Annotated in this window: 21 protein-coding genes; 20 read left to right on the forward strand and 1 reads right to left on the reverse strand. The window is 62.1% G+C overall.

Annotated elements, in window-relative coordinates:
• Position 1: 1 nt before the first annotated feature.
• The 15 genes from ABS761_RS08375 to ABS761_RS08445 all read left to right on the forward strand — a co-directional run bounded on the left by ABS761_RS08375 (position 2) and on the right by ABS761_RS08445 (position 15,059).
• Positions 2-1,300, forward strand: a complete 1,299-nt coding sequence (locus ABS761_RS08375; RefSeq protein ID WP_350407718.1) for a TRAP transporter large permease — start codon at positions 2-4, stop codon at positions 1,298-1,300.
• Positions 1,301-1,395: 95 nt separating this feature from the next.
• Positions 1,396-2,055 carry a GntR family transcriptional regulator gene (locus ABS761_RS08380; RefSeq protein ID WP_350407720.1) on the forward strand — a complete coding sequence of 220 codons (660 nt, stop codon included), beginning with the start codon at positions 1,396-1,398 and terminating at the stop codon, positions 2,053-2,055.
• Between the two features lie 272 nt (positions 2,056-2,327).
• Entirely contained in the window at positions 2,328-3,710 is a 1,383-nt protein-coding gene (locus ABS761_RS08385; RefSeq protein ID WP_350407722.1) for an amidase family protein, read from the forward strand.
• Positions 3,711-3,735: 25 nt separating this feature from the next.
• Positions 3,736-4,620, forward strand: coding sequence for a polysaccharide deacetylase family protein (locus ABS761_RS08390; protein ID WP_350407723.1), 885 nt, complete (start codon positions 3,736-3,738; stop codon positions 4,618-4,620).
• Between the two features lie 132 nt (positions 4,621-4,752).
• Positions 4,753-4,968 (forward strand): hypothetical protein, encoded by a 216-nt coding sequence (locus tag ABS761_RS08395; RefSeq protein ID WP_350407724.1) that lies wholly within the window; start codon positions 4,753-4,755, stop codon positions 4,966-4,968.
• Positions 4,965-6,023: a CobW family GTP-binding protein gene (locus ABS761_RS08400; protein WP_350407726.1), complete on the forward strand. Its 1,059-nt coding sequence runs from the start codon at positions 4,965-4,967 to the stop codon at positions 6,021-6,023. Before ABS761_RS08395 ends, ABS761_RS08400 begins: the two co-directional genes overlap by 4 nt.
• A 275-nt stretch (positions 6,024-6,298) precedes the next feature.
• On the forward strand, positions 6,299-7,315 hold the full coding sequence (locus ABS761_RS08405) for a TRAP transporter substrate-binding protein (RefSeq protein WP_350407727.1): 1,017 nt from the start codon (positions 6,299-6,301) through the stop codon (positions 7,313-7,315).
• A gap of 35 nt (positions 7,316-7,350) precedes the next feature.
• A complete protein-coding gene (locus ABS761_RS08410) occupies positions 7,351-7,860 on the forward strand; it encodes a TRAP transporter small permease (protein WP_350407729.1) in 510 nt (169 codons plus the stop codon).
• Positions 7,857-9,137 carry a TRAP transporter large permease gene (locus tag ABS761_RS08415; RefSeq protein ID WP_350407730.1) on the forward strand — a complete coding sequence of 427 codons (1,281 nt, stop codon included), beginning with the start codon at positions 7,857-7,859 and terminating at the stop codon, positions 9,135-9,137. The genes ABS761_RS08410 and ABS761_RS08415 overlap by 4 nt, the downstream gene beginning before the upstream one ends.
• A gap of 45 nt (positions 9,138-9,182) precedes the next feature.
• Positions 9,183-9,914, forward strand: a complete 732-nt coding sequence (locus tag ABS761_RS08420; RefSeq protein ID WP_350407731.1) for an SDR family NAD(P)-dependent oxidoreductase — start codon at positions 9,183-9,185, stop codon at positions 9,912-9,914.
• 37 nt (positions 9,915-9,951) lie between these two features.
• The gene (locus ABS761_RS08425) at positions 9,952-11,163 is read left to right on the forward strand and encodes an aspartate racemase/maleate isomerase family protein (protein WP_350407732.1); all 1,212 of its coding nucleotides are present in this window, start codon (positions 9,952-9,954) and stop codon (positions 11,161-11,163) included.
• A gap of 2 nt (positions 11,164-11,165) precedes the next feature.
• A complete protein-coding gene (locus tag ABS761_RS08430) occupies positions 11,166-11,723 on the forward strand; it encodes a TRAP transporter small permease (protein ID WP_350407734.1) in 558 nt (185 codons plus the stop codon).
• On the forward strand, positions 11,720-12,991 hold the full coding sequence (locus tag ABS761_RS08435; protein WP_350407735.1) for a TRAP transporter large permease: 1,272 nt from the start codon (positions 11,720-11,722) through the stop codon (positions 12,989-12,991). The genes ABS761_RS08430 and ABS761_RS08435 overlap by 4 nt, the downstream gene beginning before the upstream one ends.
• A gap of 22 nt (positions 12,992-13,013) precedes the next feature.
• Positions 13,014-14,021 (forward strand): TRAP transporter substrate-binding protein, encoded by a 1,008-nt coding sequence (locus ABS761_RS08440; RefSeq protein ID WP_350407737.1) that lies wholly within the window; start codon positions 13,014-13,016, stop codon positions 14,019-14,021.
• 102 nt (positions 14,022-14,123) lie between these two features.
• Entirely contained in the window at positions 14,124-15,059 is a 936-nt protein-coding gene (locus ABS761_RS08445; protein WP_350407779.1) for an NAD-dependent epimerase/dehydratase family protein, read from the forward strand.
• A gap of 9 nt (positions 15,060-15,068) precedes the next feature.
• Here the strand turns inward: ABS761_RS08445 and ABS761_RS08450 are convergent, their stop codons facing one another.
• Complete coding sequence (locus ABS761_RS08450; protein WP_350407739.1) at positions 15,069-15,980, reverse strand: LysR family transcriptional regulator; 912 nt, start codon at positions 15,978-15,980, stop codon at positions 15,069-15,071.
• A gap of 99 nt (positions 15,981-16,079) precedes the next feature.
• Between ABS761_RS08450 and ABS761_RS08455 the strand changes: the two genes are divergently transcribed.
• From ABS761_RS08455 to ABS761_RS08475, 5 genes are all read left to right on the forward strand, one after another.
• Positions 16,080-17,162 carry a tartrate dehydrogenase gene (locus tag ABS761_RS08455; RefSeq protein ID WP_350407741.1) on the forward strand — a complete coding sequence of 361 codons (1,083 nt, stop codon included), beginning with the start codon at positions 16,080-16,082 and terminating at the stop codon, positions 17,160-17,162.
• 197 nt (positions 17,163-17,359) lie between these two features.
• A complete protein-coding gene (locus ABS761_RS08460) occupies positions 17,360-17,953 on the forward strand; it encodes a tat (twin-arginine translocation) pathway signal sequence (protein WP_350407742.1) in 594 nt (197 codons plus the stop codon).
• A gap of 73 nt (positions 17,954-18,026) precedes the next feature.
• Positions 18,027-19,595, forward strand: coding sequence for a GMC family oxidoreductase (locus ABS761_RS08465; RefSeq protein WP_350407743.1), 1,569 nt, complete (start codon positions 18,027-18,029; stop codon positions 19,593-19,595).
• Positions 19,596-19,666: 71 nt separating this feature from the next.
• Entirely contained in the window at positions 19,667-20,068 is a 402-nt protein-coding gene (locus ABS761_RS08470) for a ribbon-helix-helix domain-containing protein (RefSeq protein ID WP_350407745.1), read from the forward strand.
• Positions 20,068-20,646, forward strand: a complete 579-nt coding sequence (locus ABS761_RS08475; protein ID WP_350407780.1) for a DJ-1/PfpI family protein — start codon at positions 20,068-20,070, stop codon at positions 20,644-20,646. The genes ABS761_RS08470 and ABS761_RS08475 overlap by 1 nt, the downstream gene beginning before the upstream one ends.
• Positions 20,647-20,648 lie beyond the last annotated feature (2 nt).

The raw sequence follows: 20,648 nt of genomic DNA on the forward strand, positions 1-20,648 counted from the left end.
TATGGATGCCACTTTTCCGCTACTGCTAGTCGGCGTCCTGCTGCTGGTGCTGGGCGCCGGGGTCTGGGTCTCGATCAGCCTGATCCTGGTGGGCCTGCTCGCGCTGTCGAGCAAACCCCTCCCGATGTTGGACGTGGTCGCTTCCAATCTGTGGAGCTCCAGTCGTTCGTGGGACTTGGCGGCCCTGCCGATGTTTATCTGGATGGGTGAAATCCTGTTCCGCTCACGCCTGTCCAGTGATATGTTTGCGGGCCTCGCGCCCCTGATGCAGCGCTTGCCGGGGCGCCTGCTGCACGTCAATATCATGGGCTGTGCCATCTTTGCAGCGGTGTCCGGCTCATCGGCCGCCACCACGGCGACGATCGGCCGTATTTCTCTGCCGGAGCTCGAGTCGCGCGGCTACGACGAGCGCCAGGCGCTGGGCTCGCTGGCGGGTGCCGGCACGCTGGGCTTGCTGATCCCGCCGTCCATCATCTTTATCGTCTATGGCGCCGCCATCGAGGAATCGGTGGCGCGCCTGTTCCTGGCGGGCGTGTTTCCGGGCTTGGTGCTGGCCGGCTTGATGATGGGCTGGATCATTCTGTGGAGTCTGCTGCATCCGCAGCGCATGCCGGACGCCGAGCCGCAGGTGTCTTGGCTGCAGGCCGTTCTCGCCTTGCGCAAGCTCTTGCCCGTGATCATCCTGATCATCGGTGTCATCGGCGTGATCTATACCGGCCTGGCCTCGCCCACGGAGTCCGCGGCCCTGGGGGTCGCGCTGAGCCTGCTGATCGCTTGGCGGCAGGGGGTGCTGGACTGGGCAGCCTTCCGGGAAGGCCTGCTGGGCGCGACGCGCGTCTCGTGCATGATCGCTTTCATCCTTGCCGGCGCCGCGGTGCTGACGGTGGCCATGGGCTTCACCGGCATCCCGCGCCAGCTCGCGGCATGGATCGTCAGCCTGGGATTGGGGGCCAATGAACTGTTGGTCGTGCTGACCCTGTTCTTCATCGTCCTGGGCTGTTTTCTGGACGGGATTTCGCTGGTCCTGCTGGCCACCGCGGTCATCATGCCCATGGTGATCCAGGCGGGCTTTGATCCCATCTGGTTCGGTGTCTACCTGGTCATCGTCATCGAGATGGCGCAGATCACGCCGCCGGTCGGCATGAATCTGTTCGTCATCCAGGGCCTGACCGGCAAGCCGCTGGCCGGTATCGCACGGGCGGCGGCACCGTCATTCTTGCTGCTATTGTCGATGATCGTTCTGTTGGCGGCGTTTCCCGGGCTGGCAACCTGGTTGCCCGATACGATGTTCTCCCGCTAACCCGCGCCGGGGCCGGGGGCTGCTCTACAATGCGGGCAGGCGCGCCGGTTCCCGGTGCGGGCGGCCCCACCCCCGGTTTTTAGAGTGTACTGATCATGCAACCAGATGAACTTGCCGAGCTGTTGCGCCGGGCGATCCGGGAAGGGATTCTGAGCCCGGGCCAGGCGCTGGTGCAGGAGGACCTCGCCAAGCGCTTCAAGGTCAGCCGCATCCCGGTGCGTGAGGCCTTGCGCATGCTCGTGGCCGATGGGCTGGCCATCGCGCGTCCGGGTCGCGGGCTGTCGGTGATGAAACTAGACGCTGCCGATGTTGCCGAACTCTACGACCTGCGCCTGACGATCGAACCGGCGCTCAGCCCTTATATCATCGCCAATGCCAGCCAGGCCGATCTGCAGCGCTGGCGCACACTGATCCGTGAAATGGATGGCCAGCCCTTGCCGCTGCACGAATGGGTACGGGCCAATTACCAGTTTCATTTGGCGCTCTACGAAGTCACCGGCAGACCCCATACCCTGCGCCTGATCCAGTCCCTGTTCAATCTCACCATGCCGTACTCGCGGCTATACATGCAGACCGCCCAGGCGCAGGAAAGCGCCGATCGCGAGCACGAGACGATGCTGGACCTGATCGATCGGCACGAGAGCGCGGCGTTGGCCGAGCTGATCTCTGTCCATTTGAGCACCGCGCGCGATGCGCTGGTGGCCTATCTCGGCAAGCAGCAGGGCGACGACGGTCTAGCGCTGCTGCAGGCGTGATGCGCGGGATGGTATTGCATTCCACTCGCGGGCGCCGATAGCGCTTGCCGCGGGTGTCGGGCCATCGGGACGGATGGCCGGGTTCCGGGTTTTCATCGCGCGTCGTCGGCCGAGGGGCGGTCGGTGCCGGGTCTTGCGACTTTATTGCCGGCGTGGCAGCATGCTATCCGCAGTCAAAACCACATATCATGTATAAAGCATGAATAATTCCTGGCGACCCCTGAAAGGCGGGCTGTCCAGGCGACAGGCCGCTCTAGCATAAGGAGACAGCATTGCAGTCCTCGACAGACTTATCGAGCCTTTCAGCAACGGTTCTGGGCAGCATGCTGGCCCGTCGAGAAATTGATGCGATTGAACTGGCGGAGCATTTCATCCGCCGCATCGAAAATTACAGTGATCAGGCGGTCTTTACCGCGACCACTTTCGATCGGGCGAGAAAAGAAGCCGCCGAAAGCGCCGAGCGTTACCGCAGGGGCGCTCCCCGTAGCGCCCTGGATGGCGTGCCGGTCGCCTGGAAGGACGCGATCGATGTCGCGGGCACGCCCACCACGGCGGGGTCCGCCATCTACCGCCATGCCGACGTGGCCCCTGTGGATGCGCCGATTGTGGCCAACCTGGCGGCCGCGGGCATGGTGACGCTGGGCAAGACCAATCTCAGCGAGTTCGCCTACTCGGCGCTGGGGCTGAATCCGCATTTCGGCACGCCACTCAATCCGCTGGCGCAGGACGTACCCCGGGTGCCTGGCGGCTCCTCCTCGGGGTCAGGGGCGGCGGTTGGCGCGCGGCTTGTTCCGGTTGCGATCGGCACGGACACGGGGGGTTCGGTTCGGGTGCCCGCCGCGTTCAATGGGGTGGTGGGCTACAAGACGTCCGAGCATCGGTTCGATCGGACCGGCGTCTTCCCCTTGTCGCAAACGCTGGATACCGTCGGTGTGCTGGCGCACCAGGTCTCCGACTGCCGCTTGGTCGACGTGGCACTGCGCACATCCGGCACCCGGCAGCCTGCCGGCGCAAGCCCGGCGCTGCGAGGCCTGGCGCTGATCGTGCCCGACAATGTGGTGACGGAAGACCTGCAACCCGAAGTCCAGCGCAATTTCATGGAGTCGCTCGAGCGGCTGAAAGAGGCGGGTGTCCAGGTGGTGTGGCGTGCGGTGCCGGAACTGGATGAACTCGAGGCGCTGCGCGCGGCGCACGGCGTCATTGCCTCGGCCGAAGCCTATTGCTGGCATCACGATCTGCTCGAGGGGGCGCGGGGCCGTGAGGTGGATCCATTTGTTTTTCGCCGCATCATGGCGGCCAAGGAAATGTCCGCCTATGATTTGCTGCGCCTGCAGCAGGGCCGCGCACGCCTGAGCCGATCCTTGTCGTCCTCGCTGGGCGACGGGCTGTTGGCGATGCCCACCGTCGCGCACGTCGCCCCCGCGTTGGCGCCTCTGGAGGCGGACATGAGGCTCTTCACGGCGGTCAATGGCAAGACCATACGCAATACCCTGTGGGCGAATATGCTCAATATGTGCGCCCTTGCCGTGCCCAACGGCGTCGGCGAGGCGCGGATGCCCACGAGTTTGGCGTTTTACGCCGTGGCGGGCAGGGAAGACAGTTTGTTGGACTTGGGCCAGGAATTGAGCCTGTGCGTTGCGCCTGGCGCAGGGTAATCATCACTTTGGAGGTAGTGGCAAAATGGCTAAGGAAATATTGTGCGGTTTTGGTGTCGACGTGGACGCTGTGGCGGGTTGGCTCGGTTCGTATGGCGGCGAGGATTCCCCCGATGATATTTCACGGGGACTGTTCGCCGGCGAGGTCGGCGTGCCCAGGCTGGTCAAGCTGTTCGATCGTTTTGGAATCAAGACGACCTGGTTCGTGCCCGGTCATTCCATCGAGACGTTTCCCGATCAGCTAAAGGCCGTGGTGGAGGCGGGGCATGAAATCGGCATGCACGGCTATTCTCATGAAAACCCCATCGCCATGACGGCAAAGCAGGAGGAGGACGTCATGGACAAGAGCATCGAGCTGATTACCCAGCTCTGCGGCAAGCGGCCGACCGGCTATGTGGCGCCGTGGTGGGAGTTCAGCACCATCACCAATGAGCTCTTGCTCAAGAAGGGCATCAAGTATGACCACAGCCTGATGCACCATGATTTTCAGCCGTACCGGGTCCGGGTCGGTGATTCCTGGACGAAAATCGACTTCACCAAGGAGGCCCGCGAGTGGATGAAGCCGCTGGTCCGCGGAAAAGAGACGTCACTCATTGAGATTCCGGCGAGCTGGTATCTGGACGATCTGCCGCCGATGATGTTTATCAAGAAATCGCCCAATAGCCACGGTTTCGTCAATCCGCGGGATATCGAGCAAATGTGGCGCGATCAGTTCGACTGGGTATACCGCGAGTATGACTATGCGATTTTCCCCATGACCATCCATCCGGATGTGTCGGGTCGCCCTCAGGTTTTATTGATGCTGGAAAGGCTGTTCGAATATATTAGCGGCCACGAGGGGGTCAGGTTCGTGACCATGGATGAAATGGCCAATGATTTTGACCGGCGCTTTCCCTGGAAGGGTGCCTGACCGTCGATTTGGTGCCGAGGAGGGGAAGCCGTGTGTGGCCTGTGCGGTATTCTGGGTGGCGAGGAACATTGGAGCGATTTGCCGCTGGCCGCCGCTGTCGATGGCGTATCGCACAGGCGCAGGAATGAGCGGTTGAGGCGCGTCGCGTATCTCAATCGCGTCCTGGTGGCTTTCTCGTGCTCCGTCTCGGACTGGCAGGGGAGCAAGTACCTGCTCAGCACCTTTACCGGAAAAACAGAATTGGTGGACAATCTTGGCCAGCTTTGGCCGGCGGTCGAGCGTCTGACCGGCGGCATCGCGGATCCTTTGTCACCCGCCGTACTCGAGCGGCTGCGGGGGCGGGCATGAGTGCGGCGCCCGACGCCGTGCGCCAGAAAATTCCGGTCAATGTCTTGACCGGATTCCTCGGCAGCGGCAAAACAAGCTTGTTGAGGCGCCTGCTCAACAGCGCGGAATTCTCGAATTGCGCGGTGCTGATCAACGAGCTGGGCGAGATCGGCCTGGATCATGAGTTGATCGATGTGATCGACCAGGAAACGGTTGTGCTGAGCAGCGGCTGCATTTGTTGCGGCATCCGCAGCGACCTGGTCGACACCCTGCTCGAGCTGAACGAAAAGCGCGACCGGGGCCTGGTACCCGCTTTCGACCGCGTGGTGCTGGAAACGACAGGCCTGGCGGATCCCGTTCCTGTCCTGAATACGATCATCAGCGATCCAAAGCTGCATTTTCATTTCAGCGTGGGGACTATCGTCGCGACCGTCGATGCGGTGCATGGCATGCGCCAGCTCGAGGAGCATCCCGAGTCGGTCAAGCAGGCGGCGGTGACGGACCGCCTGGTCATCACCAAGGCCGATCTGGTCGGGCCGGGCGAGGTCGAGTCATTGCGCTCGGCGCTGTACGGCATCAATCCCTCGGCGAGAGTCATTACATCGCGCAATGATGCCGGCGAGGCGGAAGTCTTGATGCACGAGGACTTGGGCGTGCCGGCCGCCGCCGCGCACGAGGTCGGGCGCTGGTTCGCCCACGAGGGGGCTCCTGTGGCGGCGCCCCCCATCAGCGGCCTGTTTGGGGGAAAAGGGCGGCGTCTGGGGCCGTTGCATGCCTCAGGCATCAAAACCGCGTCCCTCGTGTTCGACAAGCCCCTGGATTGGGCGGCATTCGGCGTCTGGTTCAGTATGCTGCTGCACTGCCACGGCGTCCGGATTCTGCGCGTCAAGGGGATCCTCAATATCCAAGGGTCGGATTTGCCCACTGTGGTCCACGGCGTGCAGCACCTTGTGCATCCTCCCAGCCATCTGCAAAGCTGGCCGAGCGCTGATCGGCGCTCGCGCCTGGTCCTGATTGGCGAGCTGCCATCGACCGCATCGCTGCAGCAGTCGCTCCAGCAGTTCATGGATTTGTAAGGCCAATCGGTCCGGCCTTTGCCCGATCCCGCGGTTCGCAGCCGTTTTCCCTGGAGAGTACCCGTCGCGGGCGCGCGCCCTTTTGATTTTCTGATTATCAACATATCGTGCATTATCGGTTTACTATTGAGCAATTATTCTCCAAACGATTTGTTTTAATATGCCTCGAGGATAAGAAAGCACGCTTGGCGGCCATTTTGGGGCGCCACAGGCGTCCTTCGGACACCGTGAATATTCCGGCCCGCAAGGTGCTCAAACCACACAGGAGGAAGACCGTGAAATTTGATCGATCAATCAAGTTGTTGGCGCTATGCGCGACCACATTTTTTCTGGCGGGCAATATCGCTTCCGCTGCCGATGCCAAAGCGCACTGGCGCGCCAGCGGCTCGTATCCCGAGGGACATTCGACGACCAAGGGGGCAAAAGTCCTCAAGGAGCAGGCGGCGGCGCTGTCCGGCGACACCATTCGTGTCGATCTGTTCCCGAACAATACCTTGGGCGGCGCGCTGGAGCAGGTCGATCAACTGCGCACCAATCAGATTCAAATGGCGTGGGGCTCCATTGGCTTCTATGACAAGCTGGTGCCCGAGCTGGGCGCCGCTATTTTGCCTTTTGCGGCCACGTCGCCGGAACAGGCAATCTGCCAGATGGAAAGCGGCCTTGGCAAGTTTTTAGAAGGCAAGATGGCCGAGAAGGGCGTGCTGGTGCTGGGCTGGGCGCAGGTCGGAGCCCGTCACATCACCAATAACAAGCGGCCCATTACCTCGGTCGAGGATATGGAGGGGCTCAAGATCAGGACGCTGCCCGGCGAAGCGTGGCAATTGACGTTCCGCGCGCTTGGTGCCAATCCGACGCCCATCGACATCAAGGAACTCTACCAGGCCATGCAGCAAGGCGTCGTGGACGGGCAGGAAAACCCATACGACAACATGGTGGTGCGCAAGTTCGCCGAGGTGCAGAAATACCTGTCCAATTCCGGCCATTTCTATGACTGGGCGGCCTATATGGTCAATAAGGACGCTTTCGATAAGCTCACCGCCGACCAGCAAAAAGCCATGCGTGAGGCGGCGGCCAAGGCGACCGCCGAGCAGCGGGCGATGTCCATGCGCGAAAACAAGGTGGCGCGCGACCAATTGATCGCGGCGGGCATGCAGTATCACGAATTGTCGCCGGCCGACTTGGCCAAGTTCCGCCAAGCCACGCACTCCGTATATGTCGAGATGCGCAAGAAGCTCGGCGATCAGGCCATGGACCTGGTTGAGGAAGGCATCAAAAAGTGCGAGGCGGCCTGATCTGAAGGCGAGGCCAGCGCCACCGGCTGCCCACTATGACGAAAAGTTCCTTCCTCTCGCATTACGACGCCATTTTGCGAATCCTCGATCGCGCGGCGTCCTGGATCGTGACGGCCTCGATGGCTGTCATGTCCACGGTTCTGCTGTTGCAGGTGTTTTTCCGCTATGTGATCAATGATTCGCTGGCGTGGGGTTGGGACGTGCCGCGGGTGTGCTTCATCTGGTCGGTCATGTTCGCCATCCCGTTGGGCATCCGCTATAACGCGCACGTCGGCATCGAACTCCTGGTCGATCGTTTCGGCGACCGGGCAAAGCGTTTTGTCGTATCGCTCAACGCGCTGCTGATCTTGATATTGTCCGGGGTGATTGCCTATTACGCCGCGTTGCTCACCGGCGATACCTGGGACCAGCTCATGCCTGGCATTCCGCTGAGCGTCGGCGTCTTTTATGCGAGCCTGATGATCGGTCAAGCGCACACGTGCCTGCATGTCGGGCGCATATTGGTCACGGGCAATCTGCCCAACGAGCATTGGAGCGAATCGTGATTTCCCTGACGATGCTCGTGCTCTTTTCCGTGCTGGCGGCGATCGGCATGCCGCTGGCCTTTGCCCTGGGCTGGGCGGGCCTGGCAGGGGTGTTGCTGGGCGGCTTTCCGCTGGAGCAGCTTGCCGGCAAGATGGTCTACGCCCTGGACTCGTTTCCGCTCATGGCCATACCCTTGTTCATGCTCGCCGGGCAGTTGATGGTGCGCGGCGGCATCATGGAGCGCCTGATAGAGCTTGCCGATGCGGTCGTGGGCAAGGTGACCGGCGGACTTGGCCTGGTGACGATCGGCTCCGCCATGGGCCTGTCGTCGGTATCCGGCAGCTCGGTCGCGGACGCCACGGCGCTGGGTGCGACCCTGGGCCCCGAGCTGGGCAAGTCCTACAGCAAGGCGTTTGGCGCGGCCTTGGTGGCGTCCGCCTCCAATCTCGGACCCATCATTCCCCCCAGCATCGGAATGATCGTCTATGCCGTTGTCGCGCGCGATGTGTCGGTCGGCGCCTTGTTCGTGTCGGGCATCGTCCCCGGGATTCTGCTCGGTCTGGGCTCCATGGTCCTGTGCGCCATTATTGCGCGCCGCAGAGGCTATCCGGTCAGCGGCGAAAAATTCAGCACGAAGCGCATCCTGCGCGAGTTGCGGCGATCGTTCATCGTGTTCCTCATGCCCGTGCTGGTCATCGGCGGGATCGTGGGCGGTGTCTTCACGGCGACCGAGGGCGCGGCCATCGCGGTGGCGTATGCGCTGGTGATCGGATTTTTCATTACCAAGAAGCTGCGTTGGTCCGACCTCGGGCCCTGCCTCTTGAACGCGGCCATCATTACGGCGATCGTCGGCGCCTTGATCGCATTCTCGTCTCAGGTGACCTATTTGCTCACCGCGGAGATGGTCGCGCCCCAGGTGGCCGAGTGGCTCACCACCCTGACGTCCGACCCGCTGCTGTTCACCTTCATGGTGATGGTGATGCTGATATTCGTCGGCATGGTGATGGAGGCCAACGCGGCGTACCTGATGCTGGTGCCCATCATTGCGCCGGTGGCGGCGATGTACAACATCGATCCCGTTTACTTCGGCTTCCTGGTGGTCATGAATATCACGATAGGAGGCATTACGCCTCCGGTCGGCATCCTGCTGATCGTGACCTCGGGTATTTGGCGCATCAAGGTCACCGAGATCATCCGGGAAATCACCCCATTCATCCTGTTGCAGTATGGCTTGCTCTTCTTGTTCATGCTGTTTCCGGAAATCATCCTCTTCCTGCCGCGCTTGGCGGGTTACTGATCCGTGTGGTTGGGCGATATGGCCGTACTTAACGCATTTTCAAGCTTGTTCGATTTCACCGGCCGGTCGGTGTGCGTCACGGGTGCGGCGAGCGGCATTGGCCGCGCGACGGCTGCGCTGTTTGCCGACCTGGGGGCCACGGTTTTCGTGGCCGACAGGGACGAGGAAGCCTTGAATGCCTTTGCGGCCGAGCGTCCGGATCGGTTGCGGGCGGTGGCATTCGACCAGTCCGAGCTTGCGTCGGTCGAGCAGTTGGCCCATGCGGTGGGCGCTGTCGACGTGCTGGTGAATAATGCCGGCGTCTTGCTGTACGAACCCTTGTCCGAGCTGCGCTGGGCAGATCTGTCACATGTGATATCCGTCAACTTGACGGGCGCCATCGCGCTGAGCCGTCTGGTAGGGCAGAACATGGTGGCTCGGGGTCGAGGCGCCATCGTGCACACCGGGTCTCAGCTCGCCTATAACGGCGCCGAGTTCCGGTCGGTGTATGCGGCGACCAAGGCCGGCATTTCGCAATTCGTGAAAACGGCGGCGCTCGAGTGGGGGCCCAAGGGCGTCCGGGTCAATTGCGTCGCGCCGGGCCGCACGTTGACACCCCTCAACCAGCACTTGCTACAAGATCCCGCCAGCCACGCCGAATCGCTGAAGCGCATCCCGCTGGGTCGTTTCGGGCAGCCGCAGGACATGGCGAATGCCTTCGTGTTTATGGCGAGCGATGCGGCGGCCTATGTGACCGGCCATACGCTGGTCGTCGACGGCGGCTGGATCCTGCCCTAGAGAATTCAATAGTCTGGACGTTTGATAAGGAAACATCATGAGCTCACGGTTGAAGAGAGTCGACGGTTTAAAGGATCTCAAGAAAATCGGATTCATTACGCCTTCGTCCAATGCGGCGCTGGAGCCGTTGACGAACCTGATGCTGCATCAAATTTGCGACCAGGTGTCCGTGCATTTCTCGCGAGTCCAGGTTCGAACATTGACTTTGGACGAAAAGGACGTCAACCAGTTTGAGTCGGCGAAAATGGCGGAGGCCGCCAGCCTGCTGGGCGACGCGGGCGTGGATCTGATTCTGTGGAACGGGACCTCGGGTGCCTGGTCCGGCAAGGGATTCGAGGCGGATCAGGAGATCTGTGCCGCCATCACGAAAACCACCGGCGTGCCGGCCTCGACTTCGTCCCTCGCGCAGTTGGAGGTGCTGGCGCAATACGGGATACAGAACTTCGCGTTGGCGACACCTTATGTCAAGGAGCCGGCGCGGCAAATGGCCAAGACCTATGAAAGCGCGGGTTTCAAAGTGGTCAGCGAAGCGCACCTGAATATCACCCAGAACACCATCATAGGGGCCACGTCCTTCGACACCATCAGGCAGTTGCTGCGCGATGCGGATTCGCCTGCGGCGGAGTGCATCGTCGTGGGTTGCACGAACTTGCCCGCGGTCGCCGTATTGGACGAGATGGAGCATGAGCTGGGCAAGCCCATCTTCGACAGCGTGGCGGTGACCTTGTGGCAGGCTCTGCAGATGGCGTCCATCACCCACCCCCTGCATGGTTGGGGCAAGCTATTGCGTGACCATGAGGTGCTGGGCGGCTTGGATGCGATCCTGGCCGAGCTGCTGTCGGCGACCTCCGCCAGCCGAACCACCATTCGCCTGGATATTCCTGAGTTGAATATCGGCGTGGACGATGTCTATGCGGAAGCGACGGCGCCGGGTGTGTCCTCGCTGAGGCTGGACTCCTCGCTGAATCAGCGCAGTCTGGCGACGGTCCAGTGGCTGGAGCAGCACAGGGAACCGCTCATTCAGGAGGATTGTGTCAACGCCGAGGTGCCTCCACCCAAGCCCTTGATGGGCGTTTATGGCGTCAAGGCGCAGGCGCTGGGGCCGCTGGTCTGGCGTGACACGCTTGTGGGATGGATTTCCATCCATCACTTGCCCGGCACGCGTGAATGGACGGGTCAAGACATCGCGGCCTTGCGTTCGGCCATGGATCAGGCGAGCCGCCTGCTTGAAAGCGCAGGGTGGGTGTAACCATGCCGTCGGCAAATCATGTGGATCGCGTCACGCCAAGCGGGTCTTGGGCACGCGTCGCCATCGATAACGGCGAAGAGCTCATCGGGCTCGCCTTGCTGACCATTATCGGCCTCGTCATGGTGGCCCAGGTGTTTCTTCGCACCTTGTTCGGGGCTCCGCTGAGCTGGCCCGAGGAACTTTCGCAATTCCTGTTCATATGGTGTTCCGCCTTGGGGGCTATTGGCGCTGCCAAGCGCCTGGGTTTGGTTCGTTTGGGTGTGGTCGCCGACAATCTGCCGCCCAAGCTCCGTGCCGCCTTCGACTACGTGGTGCTGTTGCTGATCCTGATGTTGCTGGCCATTCTTGGCTGGTACGGCTGGGGCCTGATGTCGCGGACGTCGTTTTCTTTTGCCACGCTGCCCCTCACGTGGGCGTCGGCGTACGCGGCGGCGCCCGTCATGTCCGTCCTGCTGGGCGCACGCTTGATCCAGCTCCAAATATTCCGCTATCGCTTTGTATTCATCGAGACCTTTCTGGTGCCCGCCGGTGCGAATAAACTGACGGGAGGCATGGAATGATTATTTCCACCATCGTGCTGCTTGGCGCCATGTTGCTGGGCGTGCCGATTGCGTTTTCCATCGCATTGTCCGCCCTGGGTTATTTCCTGGCCGTCAACGCGAACTTGCTGGTGCTGCCCCAGCAGTTCATCGGGCAATTGGGCAATATCCCCCTGATTGCCATCCCGTTTTTCATTCTTGCCGGCGAGTTGATGAACTGTGGCGGCGTCACCCGCCGCATATTTGCTTTTGCCTTGGCCTGCGTCGGCCGCGTGCCGGGTGGTCTGGGCCATACCAACGTCGTGGCGGGCATGATTTTCGCGGGCATGTCCGGCTCGGCGGTCGCCGATTTGGCCAGTGTCGGCAAGATCGGCATGAAGGCGATGCGCGACAGCGATTATCCGGACGACCTCAGCATCGGCGTCATCACCACTACGGCGACGATCGGGCCCATCATCCCGCCCAGCATCAACATGGTCATTTTTGGCAGCATCGCCAACGTGCCCATCGGCTTGCTCTTTCTGGGGGGCGTGATCCCGGGTGTGTTGACCGGGCTGATGCTGATGTTGATGTTCGCCTTCCTGTTTTGGCGCCGCAAGGTCAAGGTGAAGGCGGCTCCGGATGTGTCCTTCTGGCGGGCGCTCCGCGAGGGCTTCTGGTCGCTGATGACACCGGTGGTCCTGCTGGGCTCCATGTTCTCCGGCGTCGCCACGCCCACGGAAGCCGCCATTCTGGCGACCGTCTACACGCTCATCGTGGCAGGGCTGATTTATCGCGAGCTGACTTGGCGCAACGTGGTAGAGGCCCTGATCAGCACGACGACGCTGTCCGGCGCCATTATGTTGATCATCGGTTTCGCGGCCCCTCTGGGCTACGTGATCTCGCGCTCGCAGGTCGCTGGTGGATTGTCGGATTTCCTGTTGGGGTCTCTGCATGATCCAACGATGATCATGCTGGCCACGGCCGTGCTGCTGCTCATCGTGGGTTGTTTCATGGAGGTGGCGGCCGCGATCATTTTGCTGACGCCCGTGCTGGGCGTGGCGCTGATCGCCACAGGGCTGGATCCGGTCTATATCGGCGTGATGATGGTCTATACCTTGGGTATCGGGCTGGTCACCCCGCCGGTGGGGCTGTGTCTGTACGTCGGCAGCCAGGTATCGGGCATCAGCCTCGAGAAGGTCATCGTGGCGGTGTGGCCGTTCCTGATTCCTCTGGTCGTCACCATGATTTTGATCATCTTATTTCCGCAGACCATCACGTGGCTGCCCAATCTCGTTTACGCGAATTAGAACCACTGAAAGGAGAGGTGCCATGCTATTCATGAATTCATTCATTCGACGTCGTCTCAAAACAGTCATCGCCGTGGCCCTGGCCGGGACGTTCATGGCCGCCGGCAGTGCCTCCGCGCAACAGGCCTTGAGTATCCGGATCGGGCAGAATATTGCGGTGGGGACGCCCCTGGACCTGGGGGTCAAGCGCTTTGCGCAATTGGTCGAAGAACGTTCCGGCGGGAAAATCAAGGTGCAGGATTACCCCGCGGGCCAGCTCGGCAACGAGCAGCAGATGATCGAGGGCATGCAGATCGGCACCCTGGATATGGCGGCCATCACCGGCTCGACATATGGCAATGTCCTGCCGGAGGCCAATGTGCTGGGTATGCTGTATGCCTTCCGCGATCCCGCCCACATGCGCAGGGCGCTCGAGGGGCCGGTCGGCGACGAGCTGGCCGCCGCTTTGCTCAAAAAGACCGGCATTCACATCGTCAGCTCTTCCTGGTATTACGGGACGCGCCAGCTGACGTCCAATAAGCCGGTGGAAACGCCGGCCGACTTGGAGGGGATGAAGCTGCGTGTCGTTCCAGTCCCCATCTTTGAGGCTTACTGGCGAGCGATGGGCGCAACCCCCACCCCGGTCGATTTCAAGGACCTGTTCACCGCCTTGCAGACGCACGTCGTCGATGCCCAGGAAAATCCTCTTGCAACGATGAAAGGGGCCGGGGTCCAGCTCGTGAACAAGTATCTGACGCTGACCGATCATCTGGTCTCGAATGTGATTGTGGGCATGAGCGACGACCTTCATAGCCGGCTGTCACCCGAGCAACTGGAGCTGGTCAAGACGGCGGTGCGTGACGCGGGCATCTATCAAGACGAACTGGTGGTCAAGAGCGAAACAGATCTGCTGGCCGAACTCAAAGCCGGCGGCATGACGGTCATCCATCCGGACAAGGCACTGTTCCGCGAGAAGGTGAAAGACGTGCCCAATACCTTCGAGGGCGGCCTGCTTGCCGATCTTTACAACAAGATCCAGGCGGTGCAGTAGTTTGACTCGCTGTCGGCGGGCCGCTGGGCGTGTCCGGGTCGCCCGCGGGCAGTGGATTGGGAACGGTAACGATCAATCGTTGGATGGAATGGTTGGGTGAGTATGGCGGCACAGCATGAGGGGGCGATTCTCGTCACCGGAATAACGGGGCTCATCGGGGCCGAGGTCGCCAGGCGCTTCGTGGACGAAGGGCGCCGCGTGATCGGTGCCGACCGGTTCGCGCCCGCCGGCCTGCCGTATCCGGTCATCACTCACGAGCTTCCAGAGGCGCACCGGTGGCACGAGCTCATCGTGCACCACCGCATCACGAAAGTCGTGCATGCCGGCGGCATTTCGGGTCCCATGGTGATGCGTGACGCGCCCGCGCGCGTTTGCGACATCAATTTGTCCTCTCTGGTGGATTTGCTCGAGGCCGCCCGCATTCACGGCATCGGGCGCGTGGTGTGGTTTTCTTCCGTCAATGCCTATGGGGACCGCCCCGACATCGCCGTGGTGGATGAAGATACGCCGCTCTACCCGACGACGGTTTACGGGGCGACCAAGGCCGCGGGGGAGGCATTGATCAACGCGTACTTCGCCGAGCACGGCGTGGACGCGGTGGCGCTCAGGGTGACCTCCTGCTATGGCCCGGGCAGGACGACGTCCTGTGTCATTCGTACCCTGGTGCAGGATGCGATGGCGAAACGCGTGACAGTGATACGGGACGAGCCGGGCCGCACCCGCCAGCATATTTACGTGGACGATGTGATCGACGGTATCTGCGCGGCGCTCGATGCGCCTCGCCTGGCGCAGCGTGCCTATAACATCGGGCCGGGCGTTGCCCAAAGCCTCGATGACATCGTCGCCCAAGTCCGCCTCGCGGTGCCGAATGTGTCGGTGCGGGTCGATCCCGAGGGGATGGGCTGGAACACCTTCGGCCTGGGCCCGCTGTCCATCGGCGCGGCGCGGCGCGATCTCGGATTCAATCCGAAGGTCGGCCTCGCCGAAGGCGCCGCCCGGGTGCGCGATGCGTTGCGCGACGCGGCGCAAGGGGCCTGATGCGTGGTGTCAGCGGATATCGCCCGAATGAGCGTTCAGCCACTCTTCGAGGAATTGCACGCAGACCCTCACTTTGGCGGAACTGCTCAGGCGTGAGGAGTAAACCGCCCAGACGTTGGCCTCTTGTGAGTGATTGGGCAGCACCCTGGTGAGCTTCCCGGAATCCAGGCTGGCCTTCACGTCCCAGATGGACCGCAGGAGTATCCCGTGCCCGTCGATGGCCCAGTGGTGCGCCAGCTCCCCGTTATTGGTCGATAGAGGACCGGACACCTTCATGCTGACCGGGCCCTCCGGACCGGTGAGGCGCCAGACGCTGGATGATTGGTCGCGCTCGCGAATGACGATGCACTGGTGATTGGCGAGGTCGGCGAAGGAGGTCGGCTGGCCAAGGCGCGCGACGTAACATGGGGACGCGGTCAGAATCCGGTAGTTGGTCGCGATGCGCTTGGCGATCAGATTGGATTCCATGACTGTCCCGACACGGATATCCAGGTCGAAACCCTCGCCTATCAGGTCGACCGGCCTGTCCAGCAGTTCGAGCTGAATTTCCATCGACGGGTACTGCTTGGCCAATTGCGACAGGGCTGGCCCCACCCTGTTGCGCCCAAAACCCGAGCTGGTGCAGACTCTCAGGAGGCCCCGCGGCGTCGTTCGGGTCTTCAAGACCATTTCGGTCATCTGATCGACGTCTTCGAGAATACGCTGCGACCATTCGTAGATAATCGTGCCGTCGTCGGTGATCGCGACCCGCCTCGTGGTTCTGTGCAGCAGCTTGGTTTTGAGCGAGCTCTCTAGTGTGGCAATTCTCTTGCTGACGTATGCCGGCGAAACGCCCAGCTCGGTCGCCGTGGCGACGAAGCTGCGGTTGCGCACAACAAGGCAAAACAGGCGCAGGTCGCCGAGTAACGGCTGATTATTCATGTTATGTGTCTTGTGATTTAACGGAACCGCCAATTATGTCGCCAGCGCTGGATAGTATCATCGCATGGACGTTTCGGACAACAGCACAAGAAGGGCAAGATGCATAAGATCGCAGTGATTTCTGGGGATGGGATCGGTAAGGAAGTCATGCCGGAAGGGCTTCGTGTATTGAAGGCCGCGGCGGCAAAATTCGATATTCAGTTCGATTTTGAAACATTCGACTGGGCTAACGCCGACTACTATACCGAGCATGGCCAGATGATGCCGTCGGACTGGTTCGAGCAACTGCGGAGCTTCGATGCCATTTATTTTGGAGCGGTCGGCTGGCCCGAAGTCGTCCCGGATCACATTTCTTTATGGGGCTCTTTGATCCAGTTTCGCCGTGGTTTCGACGAATATGTGAATCTGCGCCCGGTGCGACTCATGAAGGGCGTCCCGTGCCCCTTGGCCGGGCGTGTTCCAGGGGACATCGATTTCTATGTCGTGCGCGAGAATTCCGAAGGCGAATATTCATCCGTCGGGGGTATGGTATTCGAAGGCACCGAACGAGAAATGGTGCTTCAAGAAGCGGTATTTTCCCGCAAGGGCGTGGACCGGATATTGAAGTATGCCTTCGAACTGGCCAAAAGCCGTCCCAAGAAACACCTGACCTCCGCGACCAAGTCCAACGGCATTGCCATCAGCATGCCCTATTGGGATACGCGGGTCGAGGAAATGGCGCAGGCCTATCCCGACGTGCACTGGGATAAATATCATATCGACATCCTGTCGGCGCATTTTGTGCTCAACCCCCAGCGTTTCGATGTGGTGGTCGCCTCCAATCTGTTCGGCGACATCCTGTCGGACCTGGGGCCGGCCTGCACCGGAACGATCGGCCTCGCCCCGTCGGCGAACCTCAACCCCGAGCGCCGTTTTCCGTCCTTGTTCGAGCCTGTGCACGGTTCGGCCCCGGACATCTACGGCCAGAACATCGCAAACCCGATCGCCATGATCTGGTCCGGCGCGATGATGCTCGACTTCCTCGGCAATGGCGATGCAAAGTACCGAGCGGCGCACGATGCCGTTGTTGCCGCCATCGAAAGGGTGCTGGGGGAAGGAAAGACCGTCACGCCGGATCTCGGCGGCCAGGCGAGCACGACGGACCTCGGGATGGCGGTCGAGGCGGCGCTGCGGCGGCTCTGATCTGAGCGCAGCCGCCGCGGGCCAAGGCGCGGCAGCGCCCCCTGGCCCGCTCGGCCTGCCGCCCATGCGCGGCAAGCCGTTCATCCTGCTCCTGCGAATGTAGCACCCCGCTGTTACCCCCGCGTGCCCGGCGCTCGCATAATGGGTGTAGCGGGCGCGGCCACGACGCCGCGCGGCAAATATTCCAGGAGACAACCATGAGAGAAACCATTGATGGGACGGCGGGATCCGCCGTCCCGCGCATCCGGCGCGGTTCGCGCCGCGAATTCCTCAAGGGTACCGTCGTGTTGGCCGGCACCCTGTCGGCGGGGACGCTGCTGGCGGCGCTGGCACCCTCCAGGACTTGGGCGCTCGAGGCCCAGGTCCTGGACAAGGGCCAGGCCCGCGACCTCTTGTTGATGGCCAAGCGCCTGTATCCGCATGAGGATCTGCCGGATGCGGTGTACGCCCTGCTGGTCAAGGACATCGACGAGGCCTGCCGCGCGGCGCCGGTTCGCGATCTGGTGCGCTCGGGCCTCGAGGCGCTGAATCGCGCCGCCGACGGTCACTGGGCGGCCGCCGCCCCCGGGCGGCAGGTCGAGATCCTAGAGGCCATGCGTGCCGATCCGTTCTTTCAAAAGGTTCGGGGGCAGTGCATCACGTCGATCTATGACAACCAGATGGCCTATAAGCACTTCGGCTATGAGGGCGAGACCTGGTCCAAGGGTGGCTATATCAAGCGCGGGTTCAACGACCTCAACTGGCTGCCCGATCCGCCTGTCTCGGCAAGCCCGCCACCGTTCGATGCCTGAAGGCGGCGCGGAATCGCAGAACGCCCATCGACGGGATGGCGCCTTTCGAACGCAGCATCGGCAGGAGGCAATCATGGCCAAGTATGACTATCAGGACGACAGTGTGGTCGTCATCATCGGTTCAGGGGCCGGCGGCGGCACGCTGGCGAACGAATTGTGCCAAAAGGGTGTCAAGGTAGTGGTGCTGGAGGCGGGTGGGCGCGAAAGCCCCGAGAGCTTCATTCAGGACGAGTGGAAATCATTCGGCCAGCTCGCCTGGCTCGATCCGCGCACGACGTCCGGTTCGTGGCGCGTCGCTCGGGATTTCCCCGGGCTGCCCGCCTGGATTTGCAAGACGGTGGGCGGGACGACGACCCATTGGGCGGGCGCCTCGCTGCGCTTTCAAGAGCATGAATTCAAGGCCAGGACGACGTATGGCGAGGTGCCTGGCTGCAAGCTGCTGGATTGGCCCATCAGCCTGGGCGAGATGGAGCCCTATTACGCGCGCGCCGAAGCGAAAATGGGCGTCACGCGCACCAACGGCATTCCGGGTCTGCCCGGGAACAACAACTTCAAGATCATGTACGACGGCGCCACCAAGCTCGGCTACAAAGAAGTCAGCACCGGGCGCATGGCCATCAATAGTGTGACGCGCGATGGGCGCGGGCCCTGTATCCAGCAGGGCTTCTGTTTCCAGGGCTGCAAGTCGGCGGCCAAGTGGTCGACCCTGTATACCGAAATCCCCAAAGCCGAGGTGACTGGCCGGCTCGATTTGCGGGCCCGCTGCCAGGCCTCCCGCATCGAGCACGATCAGCGGGGCAGGGCCAGCGCCGTCGTCTATTTCGACCAGGACGGCAAGGAACAGCGCCAGGCGGCGCGCGCTGTCTGCGTGGCCGGCAATTCGATCGAGACGCCGCGCCTGCTGCTGCTTTCGGAGTCCTCGATGTTCAAAGGCGGGCTGGCCAACGGGTCCGGGCAGGTCGGGCGGAACTATATGCGTCATACGACCGGATCGGTGTATGCTGTCTTCGACAAGCCGGTGCATATGTATAGAGGGACGACGATGGCCGGCATTGTGCAGGATGAGGCGGGCCATGATCCCGCACGCGGTTTTGCCGGGGGCTACGAACTCGAGACCATCAGTCTCGGCCTGGCGTTCTACGCGGCGTTCCTGGATCCGGGCGCCTGGGGCGCCGACTTCGCCGCCTATATGGACGACTATGTCAGGACGGCGGGCTTGTGGATCGTCGGCGAGGACCTGCCCCAGGAAACGAACCGTGTCACTTTGAACACAGAGGTCAAGGATCGATTCGGTCTGCCGGTGGCCAACGTGCACTATGACGACCATGCGAACGATGAAGCCATGCGCCAGCACGCATTCGCGCGCAGTTCGGCGCTCTACGAGGCGGCGGGGGCAAGGCGCACCTTTCATACGCCGCCCTATCCCTCGACCCATAACCTGGGGTCGTGCCGCATGAGCCTCAAGGCCGATGACGGCGTATGCGATGGGCATGGCCGCGCGCACGAGGTACCAAACCTGTTCATCTCGGACGGCAGCCAGTTCACGTCGAGCGCGGCCGAGAATCCGACCCTGACGATCGTGTCGCTGGCGATCCGGCAGGCGGAGACGATCGCGGACCGCATGTCGCGCAAGGAGCTTTGAGGGACTGATGCGGCGGCCGGCCTTCGTGTGGCGGGGCGGGCGCCCAAGGGTGGTTTCAGATAGGAGGCACCATGTGTCATCTCTATTCCAACACGGACCCGATCCAGTATGAATTCCGGAGCCGATCGGTGCGCATCGCCAAGGTCGTCACCAGCATCAAGCTCGAGAACCTGTTCTGGGACACGCTGTCGCAGCTTGCTCATGACGAGGGGATGACGACCAACCAGTTGATCGCCAAGTTGTACGACGAGGTCTACGCGTACAGGAACGAGGTGCCGAACTTCACCTCCTTCCTGCGGGTGACCTGCATGCGTTATTCCGAACTCAGAGGCCAGTCGATGCGGGATGCCCGGCGCGTGCTCGACCAGACAGGGCGACATGAGGCCCCGGCGGTGACGCGCACCGCGGAAAATCATTACGCGCTGCGAGAGGGGCCGCAACCCCTGGCCCCAACTATTCTCAGGAGACCATGATGGCCAAGAAACTGCTGATGCTGGTCGGCGATTACGCCGAGGATTATGAAACCATGGTGCCGTTCCAGACCTTGCAGGCGGTCGGGCACACCGTGCATGCCGTGTGCCCGGGCAAGAAATCCGGCGATACGATCGCCACCGCGATCCATGATTTCGAGGGTGCGCAGACCTATAGCGAGAAACGCGGCCACAATTTCACCTTGAACTTCGATTTCGACCGGGCCGATCCACAGGCCTACGATGGGCTGGTGATCGCCGGCGGGCGGGCGCCCGAGTACCTGCGCCTGAACGAAAAGGTGCTGGACATCGTCCGGGCCTTCGACCGGGCCGACAAACCCATCGCCTCAGTCTGCCATGGGGCGCAGCTCTTGGCGGCGGCCGGCATCCTCAAGGGACGTACCTGCTCGGCCTATCCGGCGTGCGCGCCAGAGGTCCGCCTGGCCGGCGGCATCTATGCCGACATCGGCATCGATCAGGCCCATACCGACGGCAATCTGGTGAGCGCCCCGGCCTGGCCAGCGCATCCCGCCTGGCTGGCGCAGTTCCTGGTGGTGCTCGGCACGCGGATCGCGCACTGAGG

Origin of the sequence: Castellaniella sp. GW247-6E4, assembly GCF_040276065.1 — a bacterium.
GTDB lineage: Bacteria > Pseudomonadota > Gammaproteobacteria > Burkholderiales > Burkholderiaceae_B > Castellaniella.

Coding starts and splice junctions, on each gene's coding strand:
- ABS761_RS08375 (WP_350407718.1), top strand. CDS start 2: ATGGATGCCACTTTTCCGCTACTGCTAGTCGGCGTCCTGCTGCTGGTG.
- ABS761_RS08380 (WP_350407720.1), top strand. CDS start 1,396: ATGCAACCAGATGAACTTGCCGAGCTGTTGCGCCGGGCGATCCGGGAA.
- ABS761_RS08390 (WP_350407723.1), top strand. CDS start 3,736: ATGGCTAAGGAAATATTGTGCGGTTTTGGTGTCGACGTGGACGCTGTG.
- ABS761_RS08400 (WP_350407726.1), top strand. CDS start 4,965: ATGAGTGCGGCGCCCGACGCCGTGCGCCAGAAAATTCCGGTCAATGTC.
- ABS761_RS08410 (WP_350407729.1), top strand. CDS start 7,351: ATGACGAAAAGTTCCTTCCTCTCGCATTACGACGCCATTTTGCGAATC.
- ABS761_RS08425 (WP_350407732.1), top strand. CDS start 9,952: ATGAGCTCACGGTTGAAGAGAGTCGACGGTTTAAAGGATCTCAAGAAA.
- ABS761_RS08430 (WP_350407734.1), top strand. CDS start 11,166: ATGCCGTCGGCAAATCATGTGGATCGCGTCACGCCAAGCGGGTCTTGG.
- ABS761_RS08435 (WP_350407735.1), top strand. CDS start 11,720: ATGATTATTTCCACCATCGTGCTGCTTGGCGCCATGTTGCTGGGCGTG.
- ABS761_RS08440 (WP_350407737.1), top strand. CDS start 13,014: ATGCTATTCATGAATTCATTCATTCGACGTCGTCTCAAAACAGTCATC.
- ABS761_RS08445 (WP_350407779.1), top strand. CDS start 14,124: ATGGCGGCACAGCATGAGGGGGCGATTCTCGTCACCGGAATAACGGGG.
- ABS761_RS08450 (WP_350407739.1), bottom strand. CDS start 15,980: ATGAATAATCAGCCGTTACTCGGCGACCTGCGCCTGTTTTGCCTTGTT.
- ABS761_RS08455 (WP_350407741.1), top strand. CDS start 16,080: ATGCATAAGATCGCAGTGATTTCTGGGGATGGGATCGGTAAGGAAGTC.
- ABS761_RS08460 (WP_350407742.1), top strand. CDS start 17,360: ATGAGAGAAACCATTGATGGGACGGCGGGATCCGCCGTCCCGCGCATC.
- ABS761_RS08465 (WP_350407743.1), top strand. CDS start 18,027: ATGGCCAAGTATGACTATCAGGACGACAGTGTGGTCGTCATCATCGGT.
- ABS761_RS08470 (WP_350407745.1), top strand. CDS start 19,667: ATGTGTCATCTCTATTCCAACACGGACCCGATCCAGTATGAATTCCGG.
- ABS761_RS08475 (WP_350407780.1), top strand. CDS start 20,068: ATGGCCAAGAAACTGCTGATGCTGGTCGGCGATTACGCCGAGGATTAT.